At 71.1% G+C, this 20,947-nt stretch carries 21 protein-coding genes and 2 pseudogenes; 11 read left to right on the forward strand and 12 right to left on the reverse strand.

Translation table 11 applies throughout. The annotated features are described in order from the left end of the window. Positions 1-4: 4 nt before the first annotated feature. From ACGGAQ_RS11130 to ACGGAQ_RS11140, 3 genes and pseudogenes are all read right to left on the reverse strand, one after another. A pseudogene (locus ACGGAQ_RS11130) lies at positions 5-190 on the reverse strand (DUF397 domain-containing protein); the annotation flags it as partial. 121 nt (positions 191-311) lie between these two features. After that, entirely contained in the window at positions 312-503 is a 192-nt protein-coding gene (locus tag ACGGAQ_RS11135) for a DUF397 domain-containing protein (protein ID WP_393047172.1), read from the reverse strand. Then, positions 490-1,066, reverse strand: a pseudogene (locus ACGGAQ_RS11140) (DUF5753 domain-containing protein); the annotation flags it as partial. The gene ACGGAQ_RS11135 and the pseudogene ACGGAQ_RS11140, both read right to left, overlap by 14 nt. Here ACGGAQ_RS11140 and ACGGAQ_RS11145 point away from each other — a divergent pair. Next, positions 1,054-1,317 (forward strand): hypothetical protein, encoded by a 264-nt coding sequence (locus ACGGAQ_RS11145; protein WP_393047174.1) that lies wholly within the window; start codon positions 1,054-1,056, stop codon positions 1,315-1,317. The pseudogene ACGGAQ_RS11140 and the gene ACGGAQ_RS11145 sit on opposite strands and share 13 nt — an antisense overlap. Before the next feature lie 95 nt (positions 1,318-1,412). Further along, positions 1,413-1,589, forward strand: a complete 177-nt coding sequence (locus ACGGAQ_RS11150) for a hypothetical protein (protein ID WP_393047176.1) — start codon at positions 1,413-1,415, stop codon at positions 1,587-1,589. 122 nt (positions 1,590-1,711) lie between these two features. On the opposite strand, the gene ACGGAQ_RS11155 is transcribed toward ACGGAQ_RS11150, so the two are convergent. From ACGGAQ_RS11155 to ACGGAQ_RS11165, 3 genes are all read right to left on the reverse strand, one after another. Beyond that, positions 1,712-4,453, reverse strand: coding sequence for a TIM-barrel domain-containing protein (locus ACGGAQ_RS11155; protein ID WP_393047179.1), 2,742 nt, complete (start codon positions 4,451-4,453; stop codon positions 1,712-1,714). 222 nt (positions 4,454-4,675) lie between these two features. Further along, entirely contained in the window at positions 4,676-5,146 is a 471-nt protein-coding gene (locus tag ACGGAQ_RS11160) for a hypothetical protein (RefSeq protein ID WP_393047182.1), read from the reverse strand. A 440-nt stretch (positions 5,147-5,586) separates the two neighbouring features. Continuing rightward, on the reverse strand, positions 5,587-6,507 hold the full coding sequence (locus tag ACGGAQ_RS11165) for an expansin EXLX1 family cellulose-binding protein (protein WP_393047185.1): 921 nt from the start codon (positions 6,505-6,507) through the stop codon (positions 5,587-5,589). A 255-nt stretch (positions 6,508-6,762) separates the two neighbouring features. On the opposite strand from ACGGAQ_RS11165, the gene ACGGAQ_RS11170 reads away from it, so the two are divergent. Together ACGGAQ_RS11170 and ACGGAQ_RS11175 are read left to right on the forward strand one after the other, a co-directional pair. Beyond that, positions 6,763-7,989: an epoxide hydrolase family protein gene (locus tag ACGGAQ_RS11170; RefSeq protein ID WP_393047188.1), complete on the forward strand. Its 1,227-nt coding sequence runs from the start codon at positions 6,763-6,765 to the stop codon at positions 7,987-7,989. Next, positions 7,990-8,943, forward strand: a complete 954-nt coding sequence (locus ACGGAQ_RS11175) for a redoxin family protein (protein WP_393047191.1) — start codon at positions 7,990-7,992, stop codon at positions 8,941-8,943. It abuts the gene before it with no gap. Here ACGGAQ_RS11175 and ACGGAQ_RS11180 read toward each other — a convergent pair. Next, positions 8,930-9,814: a transglutaminase domain-containing protein gene (locus tag ACGGAQ_RS11180; protein ID WP_393047194.1), complete on the reverse strand. Its 885-nt coding sequence runs from the start codon at positions 9,812-9,814 to the stop codon at positions 8,930-8,932. The genes ACGGAQ_RS11175 and ACGGAQ_RS11180 overlap by 14 nt on opposite strands. Before the next feature lie 54 nt (positions 9,815-9,868). Between ACGGAQ_RS11180 and ACGGAQ_RS11185 the strand changes: the two genes are divergently transcribed. After that, entirely contained in the window at positions 9,869-10,456 is a 588-nt protein-coding gene (locus tag ACGGAQ_RS11185) for a GNAT family N-acetyltransferase (RefSeq protein ID WP_393047197.1), read from the forward strand. Positions 10,457-10,602: 146 nt separating this feature from the next. On the opposite strand, the gene ACGGAQ_RS11190 is transcribed toward ACGGAQ_RS11185, so the two are convergent. Further along, the gene (locus tag ACGGAQ_RS11190) at positions 10,603-11,193 is read right to left on the reverse strand and encodes a GrpB family protein (RefSeq protein WP_393047200.1); all 591 of its coding nucleotides are present in this window, start codon (positions 11,191-11,193) and stop codon (positions 10,603-10,605) included. A gap of 144 nt (positions 11,194-11,337) precedes the next feature. Here ACGGAQ_RS11190 and ACGGAQ_RS11195 point away from each other — a divergent pair, with 144 nt between their 5' ends. Next, entirely contained in the window at positions 11,338-12,204 is an 867-nt protein-coding gene (locus tag ACGGAQ_RS11195) for a helix-turn-helix domain-containing protein (protein WP_393047203.1), read from the forward strand. Between the two features lie 10 nt (positions 12,205-12,214). On the opposite strand, the gene ACGGAQ_RS11200 is transcribed toward ACGGAQ_RS11195, so the two are convergent. Continuing rightward, positions 12,215-12,712 (reverse strand): NUDIX domain-containing protein, encoded by a 498-nt coding sequence (locus tag ACGGAQ_RS11200; protein ID WP_393047207.1) that lies wholly within the window; start codon positions 12,710-12,712, stop codon positions 12,215-12,217. 59 nt (positions 12,713-12,771) lie between these two features. Beyond that, on the reverse strand, positions 12,772-14,037 hold the full coding sequence (locus ACGGAQ_RS11205; RefSeq protein WP_393047865.1) for a M48 family metallopeptidase: 1,266 nt from the start codon (positions 14,035-14,037) through the stop codon (positions 12,772-12,774). Between the two features lie 208 nt (positions 14,038-14,245). Between ACGGAQ_RS11205 and ACGGAQ_RS11210 the strand changes: the two genes are divergently transcribed. The 5 genes from ACGGAQ_RS11210 to ACGGAQ_RS11230 all read left to right on the forward strand — a co-directional run bounded on the left by ACGGAQ_RS11210 (position 14,246) and on the right by ACGGAQ_RS11230 (position 18,244). After that, complete coding sequence (locus ACGGAQ_RS11210; protein WP_393047209.1) at positions 14,246-14,449, forward strand: hypothetical protein; 204 nt, start codon at positions 14,246-14,248, stop codon at positions 14,447-14,449. Between the two features lie 82 nt (positions 14,450-14,531). Further along, a complete protein-coding gene (locus ACGGAQ_RS11215) occupies positions 14,532-15,431 on the forward strand; it encodes a histone (protein ID WP_393047212.1) in 900 nt (299 codons plus the stop codon). A gap of 86 nt (positions 15,432-15,517) precedes the next feature. Beyond that, entirely contained in the window at positions 15,518-16,948 is a 1,431-nt protein-coding gene (locus tag ACGGAQ_RS11220) for an RNB domain-containing ribonuclease (protein WP_355064318.1), read from the forward strand. A gap of 125 nt (positions 16,949-17,073) precedes the next feature. Next, positions 17,074-17,772, forward strand: coding sequence for an NADPH-dependent F420 reductase (npdG, locus tag ACGGAQ_RS11225; protein WP_393047214.1), 699 nt, complete (start codon positions 17,074-17,076; stop codon positions 17,770-17,772). A 121-nt stretch (positions 17,773-17,893) separates the two neighbouring features. After that, a complete protein-coding gene (locus ACGGAQ_RS11230) occupies positions 17,894-18,244 on the forward strand; it encodes a hypothetical protein (RefSeq protein WP_393047217.1) in 351 nt (116 codons plus the stop codon). Positions 18,245-18,424: 180 nt separating this feature from the next. Here ACGGAQ_RS11230 and ACGGAQ_RS11235 read toward each other — a convergent pair whose 3' ends face one another. After that, positions 18,425-19,675, reverse strand: a complete 1,251-nt coding sequence (locus ACGGAQ_RS11235) for a DUF222 domain-containing protein (protein WP_393047219.1) — start codon at positions 19,673-19,675, stop codon at positions 18,425-18,427. Between the two features lie 338 nt (positions 19,676-20,013). Next, complete coding sequence (gene panB / locus ACGGAQ_RS11240) at positions 20,014-20,859, reverse strand: 3-methyl-2-oxobutanoate hydroxymethyltransferase (protein WP_354856665.1); 846 nt, start codon at positions 20,857-20,859, stop codon at positions 20,014-20,016. Positions 20,860-20,947: the final 88 nt, after the last annotated feature.

The raw sequence follows: 20,947 nt of genomic DNA on the forward strand, positions 1-20,947 counted from the left end.
GCGGCCGTTTGGAGACCTGGGTGACGAACGCACACCAGGCCGAGGGGCCGAACGCGAGGGCCGGGCCGGCAGGATCCTTGCTGTCCCGTACGCCGACGACGCCAGGCAAGTTGCTTGCCACTTCGACGCAGTTGCCGCCGCTAGCGCCGCTGCGGGTGGACTTGCGCCACCGGGCGTTACTGAGGTCCATGATGGCTCTCAACTTCCTCTAACAGATCGATGGACTGCCGGCGCGGTAGTGCGGTGATTTGGGACGTGTTCGATTGCTGCGCTGTGGTCCGGCGGGACGCCGCTCGCGAGCCTGGCCCTGCTTACGGCCGTGTGACGACCTGGGTGACGAACGCCCGCCAGGCCGCCGGGCCGAAGGTTAGGGCCGGACCGGCAGGGTCCTTGCTGTCCCGCACACCGACTACACCGGGCAGGTTGTCGGCGACCTCGACGCAGTTGCCCCCAGACGAACCGCTGCGCCGGGACTTGCGCCAGATTGCGTTAGTGAGGTCCATGATGGCTGTGCACTTCCTTCATCAGCTCGTTGGACTGTCGGCGCGGGAGTGCTTCGTTCCTCACGTTCTCCCACCTCGTCTGGAGAGTATGTAACCCATCTTCGTTGTCGAACGCGATCCCGCCGAGCTGATTTTCGAGGTGCCCACCCAGGCCCCGTCGCCGGCTCGCGCCAGCGCGAACGGTCCGGACAGCCCGATATGGAGGCCAGCGCCCGCCGGGATCACGTGGATGTGAACGTGCGGCAACTCGGCGACGGTGATGAGGTGAGCGACCTGCTCGGCCATGATGCCGGCGTGCTCGTCGCCGGCGCGGTGAAGCGTGGACTCGTCTAGCACGGCCACCACCTGCGCGGGCTGTCACCGGTGAGGATCTTGTGTCGGCTCATCCGAGCGCTCACCTGTTGGTCGACCTCTGTGGCGGACATGAGGTCGTTCAGGCGCATCACGACGCGGGCGTAGTTCTCGGTCTGGAGTAGGCCCGGGATCAGTAGTGGCTCGAAGAGACGAAGCTGTCGCGCGCCACGCTCGGCGTCCAGCCACGGCAGAAACCATGACGGGCGACCTCGTCCACTTGACCACTGCGGCGAGCGTGCAGTTTCTGCGCCCGATCCTCGTACGCGTCATCCGCGAGCTGCCCGAGCGGCACACGTACGACGGGTGGGTCTGGATCGAGGGTTACCAGCTGAACGCGGCGGCCGACGCGGTGGCGCGGCGCGAGCTGTACGTGAGGCGAGCCGGCGTGCGGTGGCAGGCCCTGCCCGTCGCACCGATCAGGCCAGCCAAACGCCGGCGAGACCCGGTGCGGGTCGGATGATCGCGCGCCCTCGCCCGCACCTGCCGATGCGCCCGGCGTGGCGGTGTCGCAACTGCGCCGCGCCCTGGCCGTGCGGGCCGGCTCGGCTTGCCCTCGTGGCCGAGTTCTACGGTCATTCCATCGCCCTGGCGTTCTACCTGGCCGCGTGCATGCACGACGCGATCGACGACGCGTACGACCTGGGGTTGCGCCCTGATCTACCCGCGCTCCACGCCCGGTTCCTCGGCTGGATGTTCCTCGCGCGTCGGCGTCGCCGGTCACATCGGCTCTGAGCGGTATACCTCAGAGTCATATTCATACCTCTGAGGTATACCGCTCAATGTCGCATCCGCCCCGACGGAGGCTACCGACGGTCACCGCCGGCTGCGCCCACAGCCCGAGCCTGGTGAGGCGTCTAGTGCTTCTTGAACACCGGCATGGTGTCCAGCGTGGTGGTGATGTTCTGCGTGGTACCGCCCCGGTACGTCTTGCCGGTGAAGATGTCGGTCCAGCTGTTGCCCGGCGGGAACCACACCGACGTCGTGGCGGTGGTGCCCGGCGTCGTCACCGGTGCCACCAGGTAGTCCGGCCCGTAGAGGTACTCCGAGCCGGCGGTGGCGTAGGCGGCCTGCTCATTCGGGTACGCCAGGTACATCGAGCGGACGATGGGCGTACCCGTGCGGGTGGCCTCCTTGGCGGCGGCGTAGGTGTACGGCTGCAGTTCCTTGCGCAGGTTGAGGAACTTCTTGGCCGACGCGTTCGCCGCCGGGCCGTACTGCCAGGGCAGCCGGTCGCTGTGGTTGGAGTGCAGCCGGTCGATCGGCTGGAACGTACCGAACTGGACCCACCGGGCGTACAGGTCGTCGGGCAGCTTGGTGCTGCCCGGCTCGCTGCCCGGCTCCTTCAGGCCACCGGTGTGCCCACCGATGTCGTGGCTGACCGCGGCCAGCCCGGTCGCGGCCGACTCACCCGGCGTGTAGCCGACCTCCATCTGCAGGGTCGACCAGTCGGAGGTGGTGTCGCCGGTGAAGTGCAGCGTGGTGCGCTTGTCGGCCCACGGGCCGGTCGCCACCGGGGTCGGGCTGCCGTAGCCGCCGGCCTGCAACGAGCCGTACGCGCGGGAGAACGCGAAGCCCGTCTTGTCGGCGTACTGCTGGTTGATCCACGCGTCCGCGGTCACCCCGGCGAGGGAGGACTTCGTGTTGTCGCAGCACCAGTCCAGCCACCAGAGGTCCGGGCCCTTGCTGCCCTTGGGCAGCATCTCGTCGTGGAGCTGCAGGTACGCCGTGAGCTGGTCCGGGTCGCCGAAGTCGAACGCGTAGCAGTCGGGCCCGCCGTTGCAGCCGACGCGCTGGAGCTTGCCCTTCGCGGTGGCCTGCGCCTGCGCGAACTTCGGGTCCGAGCCGAGGATGCTGGGGTGGATGTTGATGCCGGTGTGCAGGCCCTGCTTCCTGGCCCAGTCGAAGAACGCCTTCGGGTCGGGGATCCGAGTGGGGTCGATGCTCCAGCCGTTCCACTTGTCCGGCGCCTTGATGTCGGTGTCAAGGACAAGAACATCCATGGGTACGCCCTCAGCCCTGGCCCGGGTCACCAGGTCCTGGAATTCGGTGGCGGTGCGGTCGTAGTACTCGGAGTACCACACCCCGTAGGCCCACTTGGGCAGCAGCTTCGTGGGCCCAGTCAGGGTCGCCAGGTCCTTGAGGCCACGGGTGAAGTCCTGCCCGTATGCGAAGACGTAGCCGTCCTGCTCGGCGGCGGGCCGGGGCTTGGTGGTGCGCAGGGCCGAGGCCGAGTCGTCGAGCAGGTACCAGCCGTCCTGATAGAGCAGACCCGGCGCGGTGAGCGCGGCACCGGTCACGCCGTCCAGGCCCCGGCGGTAGCCGCCGAGCGGCGCGTGCGGGGCGAGCAGCGGGGAGTCCTTGCTCGTGACGGCGACCGTGTCGACGTTGACGTTGCAACTGGTGTCCGTGGGGCAGCCCAACGTCACCGTGTTGGTGCCACGGTCGAGGTGGACCGGGACGGAGACGGTGTTCCAGTAGTCCCACCCGCTGGTCGGCGCAAGGGTCGCCGTGACCGGCGCCGCCGTGCCTGCCGTCACCGACATGGTGCGCGTCTGGGTCGGCTGCGCCCCGGCTTGGCCGTTGGCGTAGCGGATCTGCACCTGGTAGTCACCCGCGGCGGGTACATCCGTCACGGTGAGCGCCACGGCGGCGGTGGTGCTTTCCAGACCGGCCAGGAACCCCGTACCGGAAGCGCCGTTGTGGTCGTTCGCGGGCCTCGCGCCGCCGGTCAGCGCGCCGGTCTCGGCCTCTCCCAGCGTGCCGAATCGCAGGGACTGCGGCTCGGGCGCGGCCGGCGCCGGGAACGGATCACCCGGGTTGACCACCGCGAGGCTGTCGATGTTCACATTGCCGGAGTCGTTGGGGCCCCGCACGACGCTGATCTCGTGCCGACCCGCGGTGAGGTCGACCGGCACGTTGGCCAGGCCCCAGGTGTCCCAGTTCGCGGTGGGCGGCAGCGCCAGCGTACGGCCGGCGTCGCCGTCGATGAGAACCGTCAGGGTGCGGGCCACGTTCTGGCCGTCGCCGCCGGTGCTGTTGGCATAACGGACGGAGAGCTGCTTGGTGCCGCCAGCCGGCGCGTCGAGCGCGAACGTGACCGAGTCGCCGGACGAGGCGAAACCGGCCGCGAAGCCGCGCCCGGTGTATCCCCTGTGGTCGGTGGCCACGCCGGGGCCGTTCAGCTGTAGTGATTCGGCCTCGCAGAGCGCGCCGAACGCGCACGCCGGAGCGGTGTGGTCGGCCCAGGGCTGGCCCTGCACGACCTGCTTGCCGGTCTTGAGCCGCACCGTCAGGTTGTCGGCGGTGAACGCGCCCGAGCCGACCTGGTACCGCAATGTCATCGCGCCGGTGTCGATGGTGAGCCAGCCGTGCTCGACGTGCTTCGTGAAACGCGTACGGGGGAAGTCGTCGCGCCCGATGGCGTTGAACGTGGCGGCGTCGGTGAACCTGCCGTCCTTCTGGTACTCGGTGCGGATCAGGGTCGGGGACAGCACCTCGAAACGTGCGTTGCCCGACCGTACGGCTGCGTCCTGCGCCTGGTGGTGGCTGGCCTGCGCCGGCCCGGACGGAGCGAGCGCCAGCCCTGTGATGAGCATGCCGGCTGTGGCGGCTGCTGTCGCACGGCGGCGCGGTGAGTTCCGATAGAGCAAGATGCGCTCCTCGTCTCATATGGAGGAAATGAGTCGTTGACAACGCTGTCACTCGCCTGAAACACCTGTCAACGGGCGTCAGAGAGTGTCTCTTCTCTCTTTCGTGGGCCTTCGGCGCGCCCCAAAGCAGCTCGGTGAGTTCACGCAGCACCGCGCCCACGTGGGTAGCTACCAGATGTGTGCGCGTTCGTCGATGAATCGAGGCGGATCGCCGAGGAAGGTGTCGACCGGAACCACACCGTGCGCCAGGTTGAGGGTGTCCAGCCGGTACAGCCACGCGCCACCATTCATCCCGGTGAAACGGTAGTTGATCTGCCAGCGCAGCCATTGGCCGTGTGCGAGCCGCACTGCGGGCGGCCGGCGGTGACGGCGCGGCATGCCCCAGGCCGACGCCAGCAGTTCAACCCGGAGTTGACCGTCCGCCAGCCGGAGACGCACCTCGCTCCGGTACGGCGCGCTTACCAGGGCCGCGCGAGGCTCGAACCCATCGGCCTCCGCCAGGTTGACCTCATGGGTGAGCGGCATCGCCTGTGCCGGCAGGGCGAACGCAACCGGTGCCGCGTTACGCCGAGTTGCCTCGATGCCGCCGCGCGAACGCTTCGTCCACGACGTCCGAACCCACTGCACCACGGCATCCACACGCGGATACTCAGCCCCCTACCTGCCCCGACGCAACTCAGAATCCCGCCGCGTCCGGCTGCGTTGCTGGGCCCTTCTAAAGTGCCGACCATGCCCCGTCGACGGCCGAGCCGAACCTTTCTACGAGTGTTCTCGGCGTTCTATCTCGCCTTCGCGATGACGGGCGTGGCGCTTGTCGCCTGGTCGCTCGCAGGCGAGCAGCGGGGATCGGAGACATCGGCCGAGGTGCTGGACGGGTGATTCTGACCGTCGCCGTCATCATGGCCTACGTCGTCTGGCGCCGGCCGCGACCTCCGTTGCCGCTCCGCTACGCGGGAATGCCCTAGCGGTCCGGACGTTCGGAGGTTTTCCAGCGCAGGCCAAGGCAGTGCAGCAATTTCACGCTGCCCGGAACACGTATCCCTCTCTGCGGGCCGGCGTCGCCCTTCTCGTTCGCCTGGTCAGCAGCGGGGGCGGTCGAGTGGGGCTGCGCCGGCGAGGGCTTCGACTGTCGCTATTGGTGCGGTCGGCTCCGCCGGCGTCGGCGAGGGCGCGATGGTGGGGCTCGGCGAGGCCGACGGTGAACTGCTCGGCGTCGAAGTGACGAGGGAGGCCGTGCTGCGCTGGACCTGCTTCGTGACCATCTTGATGGCGGTGGCGGTCGTCTGGTGGCCGTACACGTCGGTGACCCTGATCGTGTACGGACCGGGACCGATCCCGTCCTCGATGGTCCAGTAGTTGTCGACCTGGCGGGCCGCCTTGCGGAAGCCGCCGCTCGACCCCTGCGCCTCGACCGAGCGCAGCGGGTTGCCGTGGTTGCCGACCTGCACGGCGAACCACCACTGCGACGCGCCGCCCTTCATCCGGAAGGTGAGGCCGCCGTCGAGCGGTGGGTCCACCACCGCCCGGTACGTCACCTGCGCGATGCCCTGCGACCGGTCGGCGATCCGCGCGAACGCCTCGTCGGAGAGGTCGATCTTGCTGGGTCCGCACCCGCCGCACTGGTCCATGACCATCACCCGGACCGTGCCCTTCGGGCCGCTGACGTCCAGGTAACTGCCGCAGGCCGCCGCCCCGGCGTACTGCGAGGCGCCGAGGGCCACGTAGAGCCGGTCCGCGGGAGGGCCCGGGAAGGAGCAGGTGCCGCCCGAGCGGCCCGCGTCGTAGAAGCTCGCCGTTCCCTTGTGGACGGTGTTGCCCGCGGGAGGCGCGGCGCAGGCCGGGGCGGCGCCGCCGCGTACGGCGAGGGTGACGCCGAGTACGGCGGCCAGGGCGGCGATCCCGGTGCCGGCCAACCAGTGCCTGACCCGCCGATTCAACCGGGGCGTGCCGTTGTCGCCGGCCGGGGTGGCGTTCTCCGGATCCGTGCCTGGTGCCGTCACGGCGGCTGATGTTGCCGCACCGTGCCACGGCAGCGCAAAGCCGTCGAGCGAACCGTCACGCCCCGGATCGGCGGGTGCGCAGTCCGTTGCGACCGCCGTGACTTCTCGTATGGCCACGGCGCCCACGTGCGGCGTTCTAGGCTCCGAGATATGGCGGTGGCGTGCCCTTCTCGGAATTGGCGCAGAAGTCCGGGCAATGCCCGCACCCGATGATTCCCCTCGCGAGGCGCGAACTCAGACAGGGAGGAAGCACGCATGGCGGTCAAGACGAAGACCCGTCCCGGCACCACGGAGATTCGCCCCATCCAGGTGGAAATCCCGCAAGCGGACCTGGACGACATGAAACGGCGGATCGCGGCCACGCGTTGGCCGGAAAAGGAAATCGTCGACGACCAGTCGCAGGGCGTGCCACTCGCGACGATCCAGGCCCTAGCGCGTTACTGGGAAAATGAGTACGACTGGCGCAAGGTCGAATCACGGCTGAACGCCCTACCGCAGTTCATGACCGCCATCGACGGGGTGGACATCCACTTCATCCACGTGCGCTCGAAGCACGAGGACGCGCTTCCGCTCATCGTCACGCACGGGTGGCCCGGATCGGTGATCGAGCAGTTGAAGATCATCGAGCCGCTCACCGACCCCACCGCACACGGCGGCAGCGCGTCGGACGCCTTCCACCTGGTGATCCCGTCGCTACCCGGTCACGGCTTCTCGGGCAAGCCGACGGCGTTGGGCTGGAACCCGCAGAAGATCGCGACCGCCTGGACCGAGCTGATGCAGCGCCTCGGCTACACGCGGTTCGTCGCCCAGGGCGGCGACTGGGGCGCGGTAATCGTGGACCAGATGGGCGTGCAGGCGCCTCCGGAACTGCTCGGTATCCACACCAACATGCCCGGCGCGATCCCACCCGAGATCGACCTGCTGTTCCAAGGCGACACCACCGGCGCGAACAACGCCATGGGCTCGCTGCCCTCCGGTCTGTCCGCCGACGAGATGCGGGCCGCCGAGGAAGCCAACTACGTCTGGAAACACGTCGCGTACGCCCTGATGATGGCGACGCGTCCGCAGACGCTGACCGGCCTGGCGGATTCGCCGGTCGGCCTGGCGGCCTTCCTGCTCGACCACGACGCGAAGAGTCTGGCCCTCATCGCGCAGGTCTTCGACGGCGCCCAGGCGGGCCTGACCCGTGACGACATCCTGGACAACATCTCGCTCTACTGGTTGACGAACACCGCGATCTCGGCGGCCCGCCTGTACGCGGAGAACAAGCTCTCGTTCTTCGCCGCCAAGGGCGTCAACGTCCCGGTGGCTGTGAGCGTCTTTCCCGACGAGCTGTACGAGGCCCCGCAGAGTTGGGCGGAGCAGGCGTATCCGAACCTCATCTACTTCAACAAGCTCGACGTGGGCGGGCACTTCGCGGCCTGGGAGCAGCCGAAGATCTTCTCCGAAGAGGTTCGCACCGCCTTCCGGTCGCTTCGCTAGATGGCCGAGTTGGGTCGTGCGCACCTGCCGCCGCTCGGCGGGGCGGTCGAGTGGCTCAACTCCGAGCCGCTCGGCCCCGCCGAGCTGCGGGGTCGCGTCGTCCTGGTGAACTTCTGGACGCTGACCTGCATCAACTGGCTGCGCCAGGAACCGTACGTCCGGGCCTGGTCGCAGGCCTACCGCGACGACGGCCTCGTCGTCGTCGGGGTGCACACGCCGGAGTTCACCTTCGAGCACCAGGTCGACTGGGTGCGCCGGGCGGTCGCGGCGCGCTCGATCGACTACCCGGTCGCGGTCGACAACGACTACGCGATCTGGCGTGCCTTCGACAACCAGTACTGGCCAGCGCTCTACTTCGTCGACACCGACGGGGTCATCCGCGACGAGCACTTCGGTGAGGGGCGCTACGAGCAGTCCGAGCGGAGGCTTCAGCAACTGCTCGGCGTCGAGCGCGACCCCGTACCCGTGCGAGGGCTCGGTCCGGAGGCGGAGGCCGACTGGGGCAACCTGCGGACGCCCGAGACGTACCTCGGGTTCAGTCGCGGCGAACACTTCGCGTCGCCCAACGGCCCCGCGCTCGACGAACGCCGCGCCTACGACCTCCCCGATGCCCTGGCCCTCAACCAGTGGGCCCTCGCGGGGGAGTGGACGATCGGGTCGGAGAACGTCGTGGTCGACCGGGCCGGCGGCAGCATCGCCTTCCGGTTCCACGCCCGCGACGCGCATCTCGTGCTGGCCCCCGGGACGGGACGGTCGATCCCGTTCCGGGTGCTCCTCGACGGCGAGGCTCCCGGCCCGTCCCACGGCGTCGACGTCGACGAGGCCGGCAACGGCGTCCTGGAGGACGGCCGTCTCCACCAGCTCGTCCGCCAGGACGGCGCGGTCCGGGAGCGGACCCTGGAGGTCACGTTCGACGAACCCGGCGCCGAGGCGTACGCCTTCACCTTTGGCTGAGGCGCAGATCGACAGTGCTCACCGTGCCGGCGACCGGTGAGAAGCTGCGTACCTGGGGGCCGGGGCGTAGGCGGGCGTCCGTCGCGTACCGGTCGGCGAGTGCCTTCTCCGCGGCCTCGTCGCCGTCGTCGGCGGCGAGCAGTAACGCGGCGATCTCGTCCACGAGGGTGAGGTCGGCGTCGGCGAGGTCGTCGGTCATCGCGCCGAAGCCGTCCCAGAGCAGCAACTCGTCCTTTTGCCGATGGGCCAGCTCGTGCAGGACGTAGTCATGGATGAACCACGGGCCGCGGATCGGTAGTTCCGGGCTCACGCCGTAGGAGTCGGGATCGATCGCCCCGGCCCGGTACGCCGACCAGACCCGCGCCGCCGAGTCGAAGAGCCCTGCCGTCGGGTCGATGTCGTAGCCGTCGAACGGCCAGTCGCCGGCCGGGTCGACCTCCGGGTCGGCCCAGACCCAGCGGTCGCCGTTCCAGTACTCCACCAGCACGTGATCGTGGTGCCAGCCGGGCGTGAAATAGGAGGCGAAGCCGACCCGGCTGCGGCTCGGGATGCCGTGCTGACGCAGCAGCGCGACCGAGAGCAGCGTGTGGTCCCGGCAGCAGCCGGCCACCCGGTCGACGGCCGGGCGCTCGGTGCGCAGGGGCAGGGCAAAGCGGGACTGGTCGGTGTCGAGGATGCGGTCCACCCAGCGGCTGTTCACCTCGTCGAGCCGGTCGATGGGCAGTTCGACGCCGCCCGCGCGGTAGTGGACGATCACGTTGCGGGCGGTCGCCGCCACGGTGGCGATGTCGGCGGGCACGGCATCGAGCAGTGCGCCATGCCGGCCGGGGTCGCTGTACGGGGAGTGCTGTCGGTAGCTGTCGATGTCCATGGGGCAAGTCTTCGTCCTGCCACCGTGTCAGGGTCAAGGCGTCCGCACGCGATAATGTCGGTTGCTGTGACAGCGCCCGTGATCTCCATCGCCACGCCAGCAGACCGTTCCGCGGTGGTCGACTCGCTGGTCGCCGCGTTCGTCAAGGATCCCGTCCTGCGGCACCTGTTCCCCGACGAGGCGACCTATCCGCGCTACGCCGCCACCTTCTTCGGGAACCTCTTCGACAGGCGGGTGCACCGGTCGTCGATCTGGACGATCGGCGGGGGTGCGTCCGTCGCCATCTGGGAGCCCCCGGCTGAATCCCCGGCGGCCGGGCACGCATCGCCGGCGGAGGCTCGATACCCCGCTGACGTGCGGGCCCGCGTCCAGGGCTACGACGAGGCCGTGCACGCGGCCCTGCCGACGTACCCATTCTGGTATCTCGGTGTCCTCGGCACCCACCCGGACAGCGCCGGGCGTGGCTGGGGCCGCGCGGTGATGCGGGCCGGGCTGGCCCGCGCCGCCGCGGACGGCCTGCCGGCGATCCTGGAGACCAGCAACCCCGCCAACATCGAGCTGTACCGCCGCGCCGGCTGGGAGGCGTTGGGTTCACTGTCGGAGCCCGTGCCCACCTGGATCATGCAACAGTCACCCCGCTGAGGCGTGAACGCCGCCGGCCGCCAGCCCTGCCTTCCCGGCCCACCACCAGATCTTGGACAGTTTCCGTTAACCGCTAACGGAAACTGTCCAAGATCTACGCGTGACCGCTGACTGGGGGACGTGCATCCGCCGGCGACATGGAGTCATCAGGCGGCGAAGATGCGTGCGTAGATCTCGTCGATGACGTCGTTCTTCGCCAGGCTGTAGCCACGGGGTCGGTGCGCGGTCTCCTGCGCGAGGCGGCGCTTGGTCGCGGCGTAGAACTCCCGGTCGTCTGGATGCGAGCGCAGCCAGTCGCGGAAGAGCCGGTGTCGGACGGGTTCCGGCGCACCCTGCGGCCAGACGTGCAGGTTGACGTCCTCGGCAGGGCTGAGAAGCATCCGGTGCCCGTGCCACCAGGGCTCCCGCAGGACGAGTCGGTACCCGAGCCGTTCCAGGGCGGGGAGATAGCCGAACTCCTCGGCGGTGTCCTCGATGACGAGGTCGATGTCGATGACGGGCTTGGCCGCGAGGCCCGGCACCGCCGTGGACCCGACGTGTTCCACCCCGATGATCAGAGCGCCCAGCGCCTCGATGAGCGACGACCGGACGGCGGTGAACTGCTGCGCCCAGGCCGGGTCGTACTCCTCGATGACGACGGACTCCCACGTCCGTGGCGGGTCGCCCACCAGGCCGGCGTCGACCTGCTCGGGGGTGCCATGGAAGCGCTGCACGACGTCCTGCGGATACTCGGCCACGTCAACCTCCGGTAGAAGCAAAGTCCGCCAGGATACGACGGGCGATCGGTGCGCCGCCCACCCGACCGTTGCGGGCACCGGATGTCGGGTCTGCCACCTGCCCTGCCGCCTAGCGTTGCTGCTCGTAAGGGGAAGGAGGCCCGGGTGCTGGAGCGGCTCAACGAGGCCATGGCGCACATCGAGCGGCACCTCGACCAGCAGATCGAGGTGGCCGACCTGGCGCGGATCGCGCTGACGTCGGAGTACCACTTTCGGCGGCTGTTCTCCGCGCTGGCCGGCATGCCGCTGTCGGAGTACATCCGTCGGCGCCGGCTCACCGTCGCCGGCGCGGACGTGCTGGCGGGGGAGCGGACGTTGCTCGACGTCGCCGTGCGCTACGGCTACGGATCGGCCGAGGCGTTCGCCCGGGCGTTCCACGCCGTGCACGGCGTGGGGCCGGGAGAAGCTCGGCGTACGGGGGCAGCGCTGCGCGCCCAGCCCCGGATGTCCTTCCGACTCACCGTGGAAGGGAGTGGCAGCATGGAGTACCGCATCGTCACCAAGGACGCGTTCGTGCTGGTGGGGCGCAAGGCCCGGGTCCCGCTGGTGCACGAGGGGATGAACCCGGCGATCGTCGCGTTCATCCGCAGCATCGACGCGGGAACGACCGCCCGGATCGAGGCGCTCTCCGATCAGGAGCCGGCCGGGATCGTCAACGTCAGCGACAACCTCGCCGACGGTCGGGCCGAGGGCAGCGAGCTGGACTACTGGCACGGGGCGGTCACCGGCGCCCCGCCACCGGAGGACCTGGACGCGTTGCCGGTGGCGGCCGGAACGTGGGCGGTGTTCACCACCTCCGGCGCGTTCCCGCAGGCCGTGCAGTACCTGTGGCGGGACGTCTTCACCCAGTGGTTCCCGTCCAACCCGTACCGCAGCCGACCGGGACCGGAGATCTCCCGGGTTCGGGTGTCCACGGACGGGACCACGGCGGACGCCGAACTGTGGATCCCCGTCGAGCGCGTCGCGGCCTGACGGACGCGGCTCAGGCGGGGACGTCGTCCCAGGTCGTGCCGGGCGGGAGGTAGCCGGCTGACGGGTTCTCGCGCAGCGCGTAGGCGAGGACCAGCAGCGCGTGCTTGTCCAACTCGGGCAGCCGGTCCAGTGGGAACCACCGCACGGCCAGCGACTCGTCGTCGTTGACCCGGGCGGTGCCGGCCACGACCTGGCAGACGAAGCCCAGGTTCAGGTATTCGCAGTGGTCCCCGTTGGGGTAGGTGTGCGGGTGCGAGACGGCACTGGACAGCCGTACCGGCGTCACGTCCAGGCCCGTCTCCTCCCGTACCTCTCGGACGAGCGCGGTGGCCGGCTGCTCGCCCGGCTCGACGAAGCCGCTGATCACCGACCACCGTCCGTCGTCGGAGCGCTGGCCGAGCAGCAGCTCGCCGGCGTCGTTGCGGATCACCGCGCTGACGCTGGGCAGCCACAGCAGGTCGTGGCCGACGTGTTTGCGCATCCCCACGATGTAGTCCGGTACCGCCATCGGGCGATCATAGGCCGCGCGTGGGCGGCCGCCGCCGTCCCGGCAGCGCCGCGCCGCGCTCAGCCCGACCAGGCGACGGTACGACGAAAGCGCGCGTACTCCCCGGCGAGCTCGGCGTCGATCCGCTCCATCCGGGCTGGGGTGAGCACCACCGCCGGGTCCTGCCACGGGCGTCCGGCGAGCATCCGGCGGCGGAGCCCGATCGGCGGGTGGGAGGCGAAGAGCGAGGCCTCGTCGCGGACCGACAGTTGGCGCAGCAGTGGCAGCCGGTCGCTGCTCGCCGCCCGGGCCTCGGCGAAGGCCGATCGCCAGCGGTCCGGGCCGTGCCCCGCCCGCGAGTGGACGCGTACCGCCAGCGCCATCGACTCGCCGGCCAGCAGGGCGTCGAGCAGGTCGGTGGCGGCAGTCGTGCCGGCGACCCGGGCGGCCAGGTCGTCGGCGAGGTACTCGGCGCGCTGGCTGTCCCGCAGCGCCACGCTCACCAGCACCAGGTGCGCGCCGAACAGCACCCGGGACACCACCCACTGGAACGCGCGGCCCAGCGCGTCACCCACCATCTCGATCAGGCCGGCACCGACGGTGTTCCGTACCGGCCGGAACAGGTCGGCGGCGGACGCGAGCATGGTGAACGCGGGTTGGGTGAGCAGACCCCGACGCGGGTCGCCGTTGACGAAGTGGCCGAGTTCGTGCCCGAGCAACGCCACCCGTTCGCCGGCCGGAAGCGAGCCCCACAGCGGCAGCCCGAGCCCCAGCACCCGGCGGCGTCGCACCCCGACCGCGTTCGCGTACGCGTTGATGTCGCCGTCGACCCCGACCACGTCCGGCGTCGGGGCGCCGATCGCCGCGGCCACCTCGTCGATCAGCCCGAACAGCTCCGGCGCCCGGTCGCGGGACAGCACCTCCAGATCCGGGTCCACCCGGCCGAAGCGCGGCCGGAGGGCGACCGCCAGGCCGACCATCGCCACACCCAGCACGATCGCCAGGTTGGGAAAGGGAAACGCCACGATCAGCCACCCGCCGACGACCGCGAGAGCGAGCACGGCGGCAACCAGCAGCAGGGACACCACAGCGGTCAGCGCCCGTGCCGCATTCGACCCGCCGTCGCCGAGCGGACGGCCGACCAACTGCCGGAACTGCCGCCCGGTCGCCTGGAACGCCAACCGGTGGGTCCACCTGTCGACCCAGGTCCAGCCGAACTCGCGCTCGCGCCGCCCGGGGTCGTAGGCGTCCAGGTTCCACTCGCAGCCGGGGCACCACGGCACCGCCTCCCGAAGCGATGTGGTGGTGGTTCCGCATCCCGGGCACGCCCCCGCGCCGGTCGCCATGTTGATCACGGCCACGAATCCTGCCCCGGACCGCCGCACTCGGGAATCGACCGTTCGGTCACCGGCGTTCTCGCGCGTCCAGTGCCCCCACCTGCACTTCTTTCGGTGTTTTCGCCCGGAGCGCGGTAAGCGTCTCTACTGTGGAGAGGGTCCGGCGACTTGTGTGATCCGGTGGCGGCCAGCCGGTTCGCGGTGCACAGTGATTCCCATGAGCGACAGCGGACGTAATGGGCAGTTCTACTGGTGCACCCGGCACCACCGGGTCGAGACGGACGCCGACGTGTGTCCGGCGAAGCACGTCCTCGGCCCGTACAACTCGGCGGCCGACGCGGAGAACGCCCTGCAGCGAGTGCAGGAGCGGAACGAGGCGTGGGAGGCCGAGGACGCCCGTTGGGCCGGGGAGGACAGGTAGACGGCGCGGGACGGCCCGCGTCGCGGTAGTTCGTGCTCCGCGAGGACGCACGCGAGAGCACGTCCCCGAGGAGGGAACCACGATGGCCGAAGCACAGCAGGCCACCACCCGTCCGGCCGCCCGACGCACCACCGCGAAGAAGACCGCCGCGGCGGAGCGCAACACGGCGGCGAGCCGCACCACCCCCGTGCGCAAGTCCACCACGGGCGCCGCGAAGGCGCCGGCCCGCAAGGCGGCCGGCGCCGCGGGGCGTGCCCCGGCCAAGAAGACCACCACGGCGGCGAAGAAGGCCCCGGCGAAGAAGGCCGCGACCAAGACCACCGCCACCACGACCGCCGCCAAGACCGCGGCGGCGAAGAAGACAGCTGCGGCGAAGAAGACCGCGACCAGGACCAGCGCGGCGGCGAAGAAGGCTCCGGCCAAGAAGGCCCCGGCCCGTACCTCGCCCGCCACCCGCAAGACGACCACCGCCGCGAAGCGCACCACGACGTCCCCGGCGCGCAAGAGCACCACCGCCGCGAGCAGGACGACGGGTACGGCGAAGAAGACGACAAGCGCCGCGAAGAAGACCACGACGTCGGCGGCGAAGAGGACCACCGCCGCCGCGAAGGCGCCCGCGCGCAAGGTCGCGACCAAGGCGTCCACGGCGAAGAAGACGGCCGCCAAGAAGGCCCCGGCGAAGAAGACCGCGGCGAAGAAGGCCCCCGCCAAGAAGACGGCGGCGAAGAAGACCGCCTCCACCCGCCCGAGCGGCGGCGCCCGCAACGCCCCGGCGAAGAAGGCGCCGGCCGCGAAGGCGACCGGCACCTCGTCGATCACCGCCCGCACGGCGGCGGCGAAGAAGGCCCCGGCGAAGAAGACCACCGCGGCCAAGGCGCCGGCCCGCAAGGTGACCGCCCGCAAGTCACCCGCCCGCCCGGTCGCCGCACGAGCCACCACCCCCCGGGGTACGCGCAGCACCGCCCGCAAGGCGACCGGCTGAGCGCAGGCAGCCTCGGCTCGACACCCACGGAGATCTCGGCCGGTCACCGGAAGCGGATCACCGGCGGCGCTGTCAGGATTGACCCCGTGGTCATCCGACGCGTACTCGCGCCCCGCATCGACTTCGGCGCGCTGCGCCGCGAACTCGGCCTGCCCGAGGGTTTCCCGGCCGCCGCCCAACGGGAGGCCGACGCGGCGGCTGCCGCGCCGCCCCGGCCGTCCGTCGACCGCACCGACATACCGTTCGTGACGGTCGACCCGGCCACCTCACGCGACCTGGACCAGGCGATGCACCTCGCCCGCCGGCCGGGCGGCGGCTACCGGGTGCGGTACGCGATCGCGGACGTCGCCGCGCATGTCGAGCCGGGCGGCGCGCTCGAGGAGGAGACCTGGCGGCGCGGGCAGACGGTCTACCTGCCCGACGGCAACGTGCCGCTGCATCCGCTGACGCTCAGCGAGGGCGCGGCCAGTCTGCTGCCCGACGACGACCGGGCCGCCGTGGTGTGGACCATCGACCTGGACGCCGACGGCGGCACCGTGGCCGTCGAGCTGGAGCGCGCCCTGGTGCGCAGCCGGGCGAAACTCGACTACACCGGGGTGCAGGCGGCGGCCGAGGCAGGCCGGCTGCCCGAGCCGATCGCGCTGCTGCCCGAGATCGGCGACCGGCTGACCGCCCGGGGGCTGCGCCGTGGCGCCATCAACCTGCCGCTACCCGAGCAGGACGTGGAGCCCGACGGCGACGGCTGGCGGCTGGTGCTGCGCGGGCCGGTGCCGATGGAGGAGCACAACGCGCAGATCTCGTTGCTGACCGGCATGGCCGCCGCCGACATCATGCTCGCCGGCGGGGTGGGCCTGCTGCGGACGATGCCGGCACCGAAGCCGGAGGCGGTGCAACGCCTGCGGGCGGCCGCCGCTCCGCTGGGCGTGCACTGGCCGGACGGCGCGGGCCCCGGTGAGGTGATTGCCGGCCTGGACGCCGCGCAGCCGCGTTCCGCCGCGTTCATCGACCAGGCGGCCGAGCTGATGCGCGGCGCCGCGTACACCGCCTTCGACGGCACTCGGCCCGAGCAGCCGGAGCACGGCGGGGTGGCCGCCGCGTACGCCCATGTCACGGCGCCGTTGCGGCGCCTCGCCGACCGGTACGCCACCGAGGTCTGCCTGGCCCTGCACGCGGGCCGCGAGGTGCCCGACTGGGCCCGCGCGGCGCTGCCCCGGCTGCCCGAGGTGATGGCCAGCACCGACCGGACCGCCTCGGCGGCCAGCCGCGGCGCCGTCGAGCTCACCGAGGCGGTGCTGTTGGAGCACCGGGTGGGGGAAACCTTCGACGCGGCGGTGCTCGACGTCGACGCCCCGCCCAACGGCAAGTCCCGGCCCCGCCCGCCGGGCGGAACGGTGGCCCTGGACGCCCCACCGGTACGCGGCCGCTGCCTCGGCGCGCTGCCGCTCGGCGAACGGGTCCGGGTCCGCCTGGTCACCGCCGACCCGGCGGCCCGCACGGTGCTGTTCGAGCTGGCCTGAGCGGTGTCGTTCGGAAGCGGCGTCGTTCGGGAGCGGTGTCGTTCGGGAGCGGTTCGTTCGGGTAGCGGGGATTGTCACAGCGGTTGGCGCTGCTGACGGACCGGGCGGTTTGCGAGGATGAGCCCATGGCATACGACGCGAGCACGCTGCCCGACGTGTCCGGGCTGACGGTCGGCATCATCGGCGGCACCGGCGACCAGGGCCGTGGCCTGGCCTACCGGCTCGCCCGGGCCGGGCAGACGGTGCTGATCGGCTCCCGATCGGCGGAGCGGGCCGCCGAGTCCGCCGCCGAGATCGCGGCTCTGCCCCGGATGCCGGCCGACGTCCGCATCACCGGCGCGGCCAACGACGAGGTGGCTCGCCGCAGCGACGTTGTGATCATCGCGGTCCCGTGGGACGGGCACGCCGCCACCGTCGCCGCCCTCGCCGAGCCGCTCGCCGGAACGATCGTCGTCGACTGCGTCAACCCGCTGGGCTTTGACAAGCAGGGCCCGCACGCCCTCACCGTCGCCGAGGGCAGCGCCGTCCAGCAGGCCGCCGCGCTGCTGCCCGACTCCCGCGTCTGCGCCGCGTTCAACCATGTCAGCGCCCCGCTGCTGGCCGACCCCGAGGTCGACCGGATCGACCTCGACGTGCTGATCTGCACCGAAGACCGGGAGCTCGTCGACATCGTCGGAGCGCTCGCCGCCCGGATCCCCGGAATGCGCGGCATCTACGCCGGCCGGCTGCGCAACGCCCACCAGATCGAGGCGTTCACCGCGAATCTGATCGCCATCAACAAGCGCTACAAGGCGCACGCCGGCATCCGCGTCACCGACCTCTGAGAGCGCACGTCCGCTCCGGGTAGGGACGGTCGGGCGCACGGCTCTTGGCCGGACGGCCAGGGTCTGCCCGGTCACTCTGAATCGGCTGGTCAGATGACAGCGCCCTGAGGGACCATGCGGCGTGACCGATGCTGATGGGGTGCTGAGGATCGCGGATCTGCGCCGAGCGTGCTCGTTGCTCCTCGACGCGGCGGAGAGCCGATTCGGTCCGCAGATCCAGCTGTCGCAGCTCGACGTTGACTACTACTGGAACGTGGCCCTGAGCGCGGCATTTGGCACGGTTCAGCGGCCCGAGTTGGAGATCGACTGCGGGCAGAGTAGCGACGACCTCGCAGGGCTGACGAGCCTCCTACAGCGGGATGATCCGGAGGGCGTCGTGTCGCTGTGGCACGACCTTTCGCATGTGAGCGGGCTCTTGCGGCTGCTGGCGTACCTCGACCTGGCCGACACTCGCCAGGTGCGCGAAAACTAGGTGTCGCTACCGATCGAGCCGCCCATGCTCGGTCGCGCCGAGGCCGGGCGGCTCGGCCCATGCGCCACCAGGCTGCACCCCACGGCACCCCTTGTCGGCTCACGCACGCGCAGCATCTGGCCACGAGCTAACGAGGCTGAAACGGCGGCCTGACTGGGGTGATTGGCTGTCTCGGTGTGGTCACGTCCGTCGGTGGTAGTGGTTTCGGCGGGGGACCTGTTCGGGGTCGAGCCAGGCCGGTGGGATGAATTCGGGGTGGCCGTCGCCGCCCAACCGGACGGCCCAGTCGCCGTGGTGGATGTGTCGGTGGTGGTGGGCGCAGAGGAGTACCGCGTTGGGCAGGCTGGTGTCGCCGCCGTCGGCCCAGTGGTGGATGTGGTGGGCGTCGCACCAGCGGGGTGGGCGGTCGCAGCCGGGGAAGGTGCAGCCGCGGTCGCGCAGGACGAGGGCGCGTCGGAGTGGGCCGGTGATGAGGCGGCGTTGTCGGCCGACGTCGAGGGTCTGGCCGGTGCTGCCGAGGACGGCGGGCAGGATGGCGGCGTCGCAGGCGAGGCGTCGCACGGTGTCCGAGGTGAGCTCGAGACCGGTGTCCAACGTGCCTGCGCCGAGCTGCCGGCCGAGGTCGTCGTAGCTGGTGGTGACGACGATCTGCGCGGGCTCGCCGCCGTGCTCGGGTAGCTCGCCGGTACGCAGGCTGAGGCGGCACAGGTCGGCGAGGGCGTCGTGGCGGCGTTGGCCGGGGGAGCGTTGGTCGTCGGGGCCGGTGGGCGCGGTCAGTGGGTCGATGGCGGCGCGGAGCAGGCCGGCGGTTTCGGTGTCGAGGGTGCCGGTGAGGCGCAGGCGGCCGTCGGTGAGGGTGGAGAGGGTGACGTGGCGGTCGCGGGCGGCTCGTCGGGCTTCGGCGTCGAGAGCGGCCTGGGCGGCGGCGTCGGCGATGGCGGGGGCGACGTGGTCGAGGATGCGGGTGCCGAGTTTGCGCAGCAGGGTGGGGTCGAACTGCCCGGCCCACTCGACCAGCAAGCCGACGGCCTTGTCGGCGGCCGCGCTGCCGACTGCGGCCTCGACGGTGGTGACGGTGTCGGCGATGACCCGGGCCTGGTCGAGCGTGATGTCGGCGTCGGCCAGTGCCTGTCGTATGCCGGGGTTGCCGGTGTCGAGGGCGGTGGCGAGGTCGACGAGGCGGCGGGCGGCGGGGACGGTGAGGTGCAGGCGCTCGCGTAGCCACAGCGCCGTGGAGGATGCGCCCTGCGCGGTCGCCACGCCCCGGCCGTCGAACTCTCTGATCAGGGCCAGCTTGACGGCGGCGAGGCGCTGCTCGATGCGGTGCGCGGCATCGAGCGCGGCGATGAGGTCGTCTGCGCAAAGGGCCCAGACCGCCGGGTTGGCGCAGGCCGTGACCGCGGCCTCTGCCTGCGCCAACCCCTCCATCATGACCTGAGACTAGAACACCTGTACGACACTTTCAGCGACCAAGATCGATTGCTCCGTCAGCGCTTCAGACTGGAAGCGGAGGGACCAGCCGGTGAACGGGAACACCGTGCCGCCGGCCCCGCCGCCTCCAGGTCGTGCCGCCCCTCGTCGCGCCCAAACGAGGTGGGGCCGGCGAGGATCGGGCATCAGGCAACACGGGCACACCGCCACGCAGATCGCCGGTTGTGACGGCCGCGGACTGCAGCCCGTGGACTCGACCTGCGGACTCGGCCTACGGTCCGTGTGCCGTGGACTCGGCCTGCGGTCCGCAGCCCGCAGCCCGTGGCCCGTGCAGCGCTCTAGAAGGTGTGTTCGGCGGCCGGGAACTCGCCGCCGCGGACCTCGTCGGCGAAGCGGCGGGTGGCGTCGGTGAGGACGTCGGCCAGGTCGGCGTAGCGCTTCACGAAGCGCGGCGCCTTGCCGGTGCGCAGGCCGGCCATGTCCTGCCAGACCAGCACCTGGGCGTCGGTGTCCGGACCGGCGCCGATGCCGACCGTGGGGATCGCCAGTTCGTGGGTGATCTGCTTGGCCACCTCGCCCGGCACCATCTCCAGCACCACCGCGAACGCGCCGGCCTCGGCCACCGCCCGCGCGTCGGCCAGCACCTCGTCGGCCGTGTCGCCCCGGCCCTGCACGCGGTAGCCGCCCAGGGTGTGCTCGCTCTGCGGGGTGAAGCCGATGTGCGCCATCACCGGGATGCCGGCCCCGACGATCGCGGCGATCTGCGCGGCGCAGCGTCGGCCGCCCTCCAGCTTCACCGCGTGGCAGCCACCCTCCTTCATGAACCGGACGGCGGTGCGCAGCGCCTGGGTCGGGCCCTCCTCGTACGAGCCGAAGGGAAGGTCACCGACGACGAGGGCCTGCTGGGTCGAGCGCACCACGGCCCGTACCAGCGGAAGCAGGTCGTCGGCGGTCACCGGCAGGGTGGTCTCGTAGCCGAACACGTTGTTCGCGGCCGAGTCGCCGACCAGCAGCACCGGTACGCCGGCCCGGTCGAAGATCCCCGCCGTGTACTGGTCGTACGAGGTGAGCATCGGCCACCGCTCGCCACGCTCCTTGGCGGCGATCAGGTCGCGGGTGCGGACCCGACGGGTGGCCGGTCCGCCGTACAGCGCGGTCACCTCGTTGGGAGTGGACTCGGTCATGACTGTCTCCTTCCTCGAGGCCGCCTGCGCGGTCCCCGGGTTCCGTCGCGATCGTCGCACCGCCAGGCCCGGTGACGGCAGAGCGCAG

Origin of the sequence: Micromonospora sp. NPDC047557, assembly GCF_043205095.1 — a bacterium.
In the GTDB taxonomy this organism is placed as follows: domain Bacteria; phylum Actinomycetota; class Actinomycetes; order Mycobacteriales; family Micromonosporaceae; genus Micromonospora.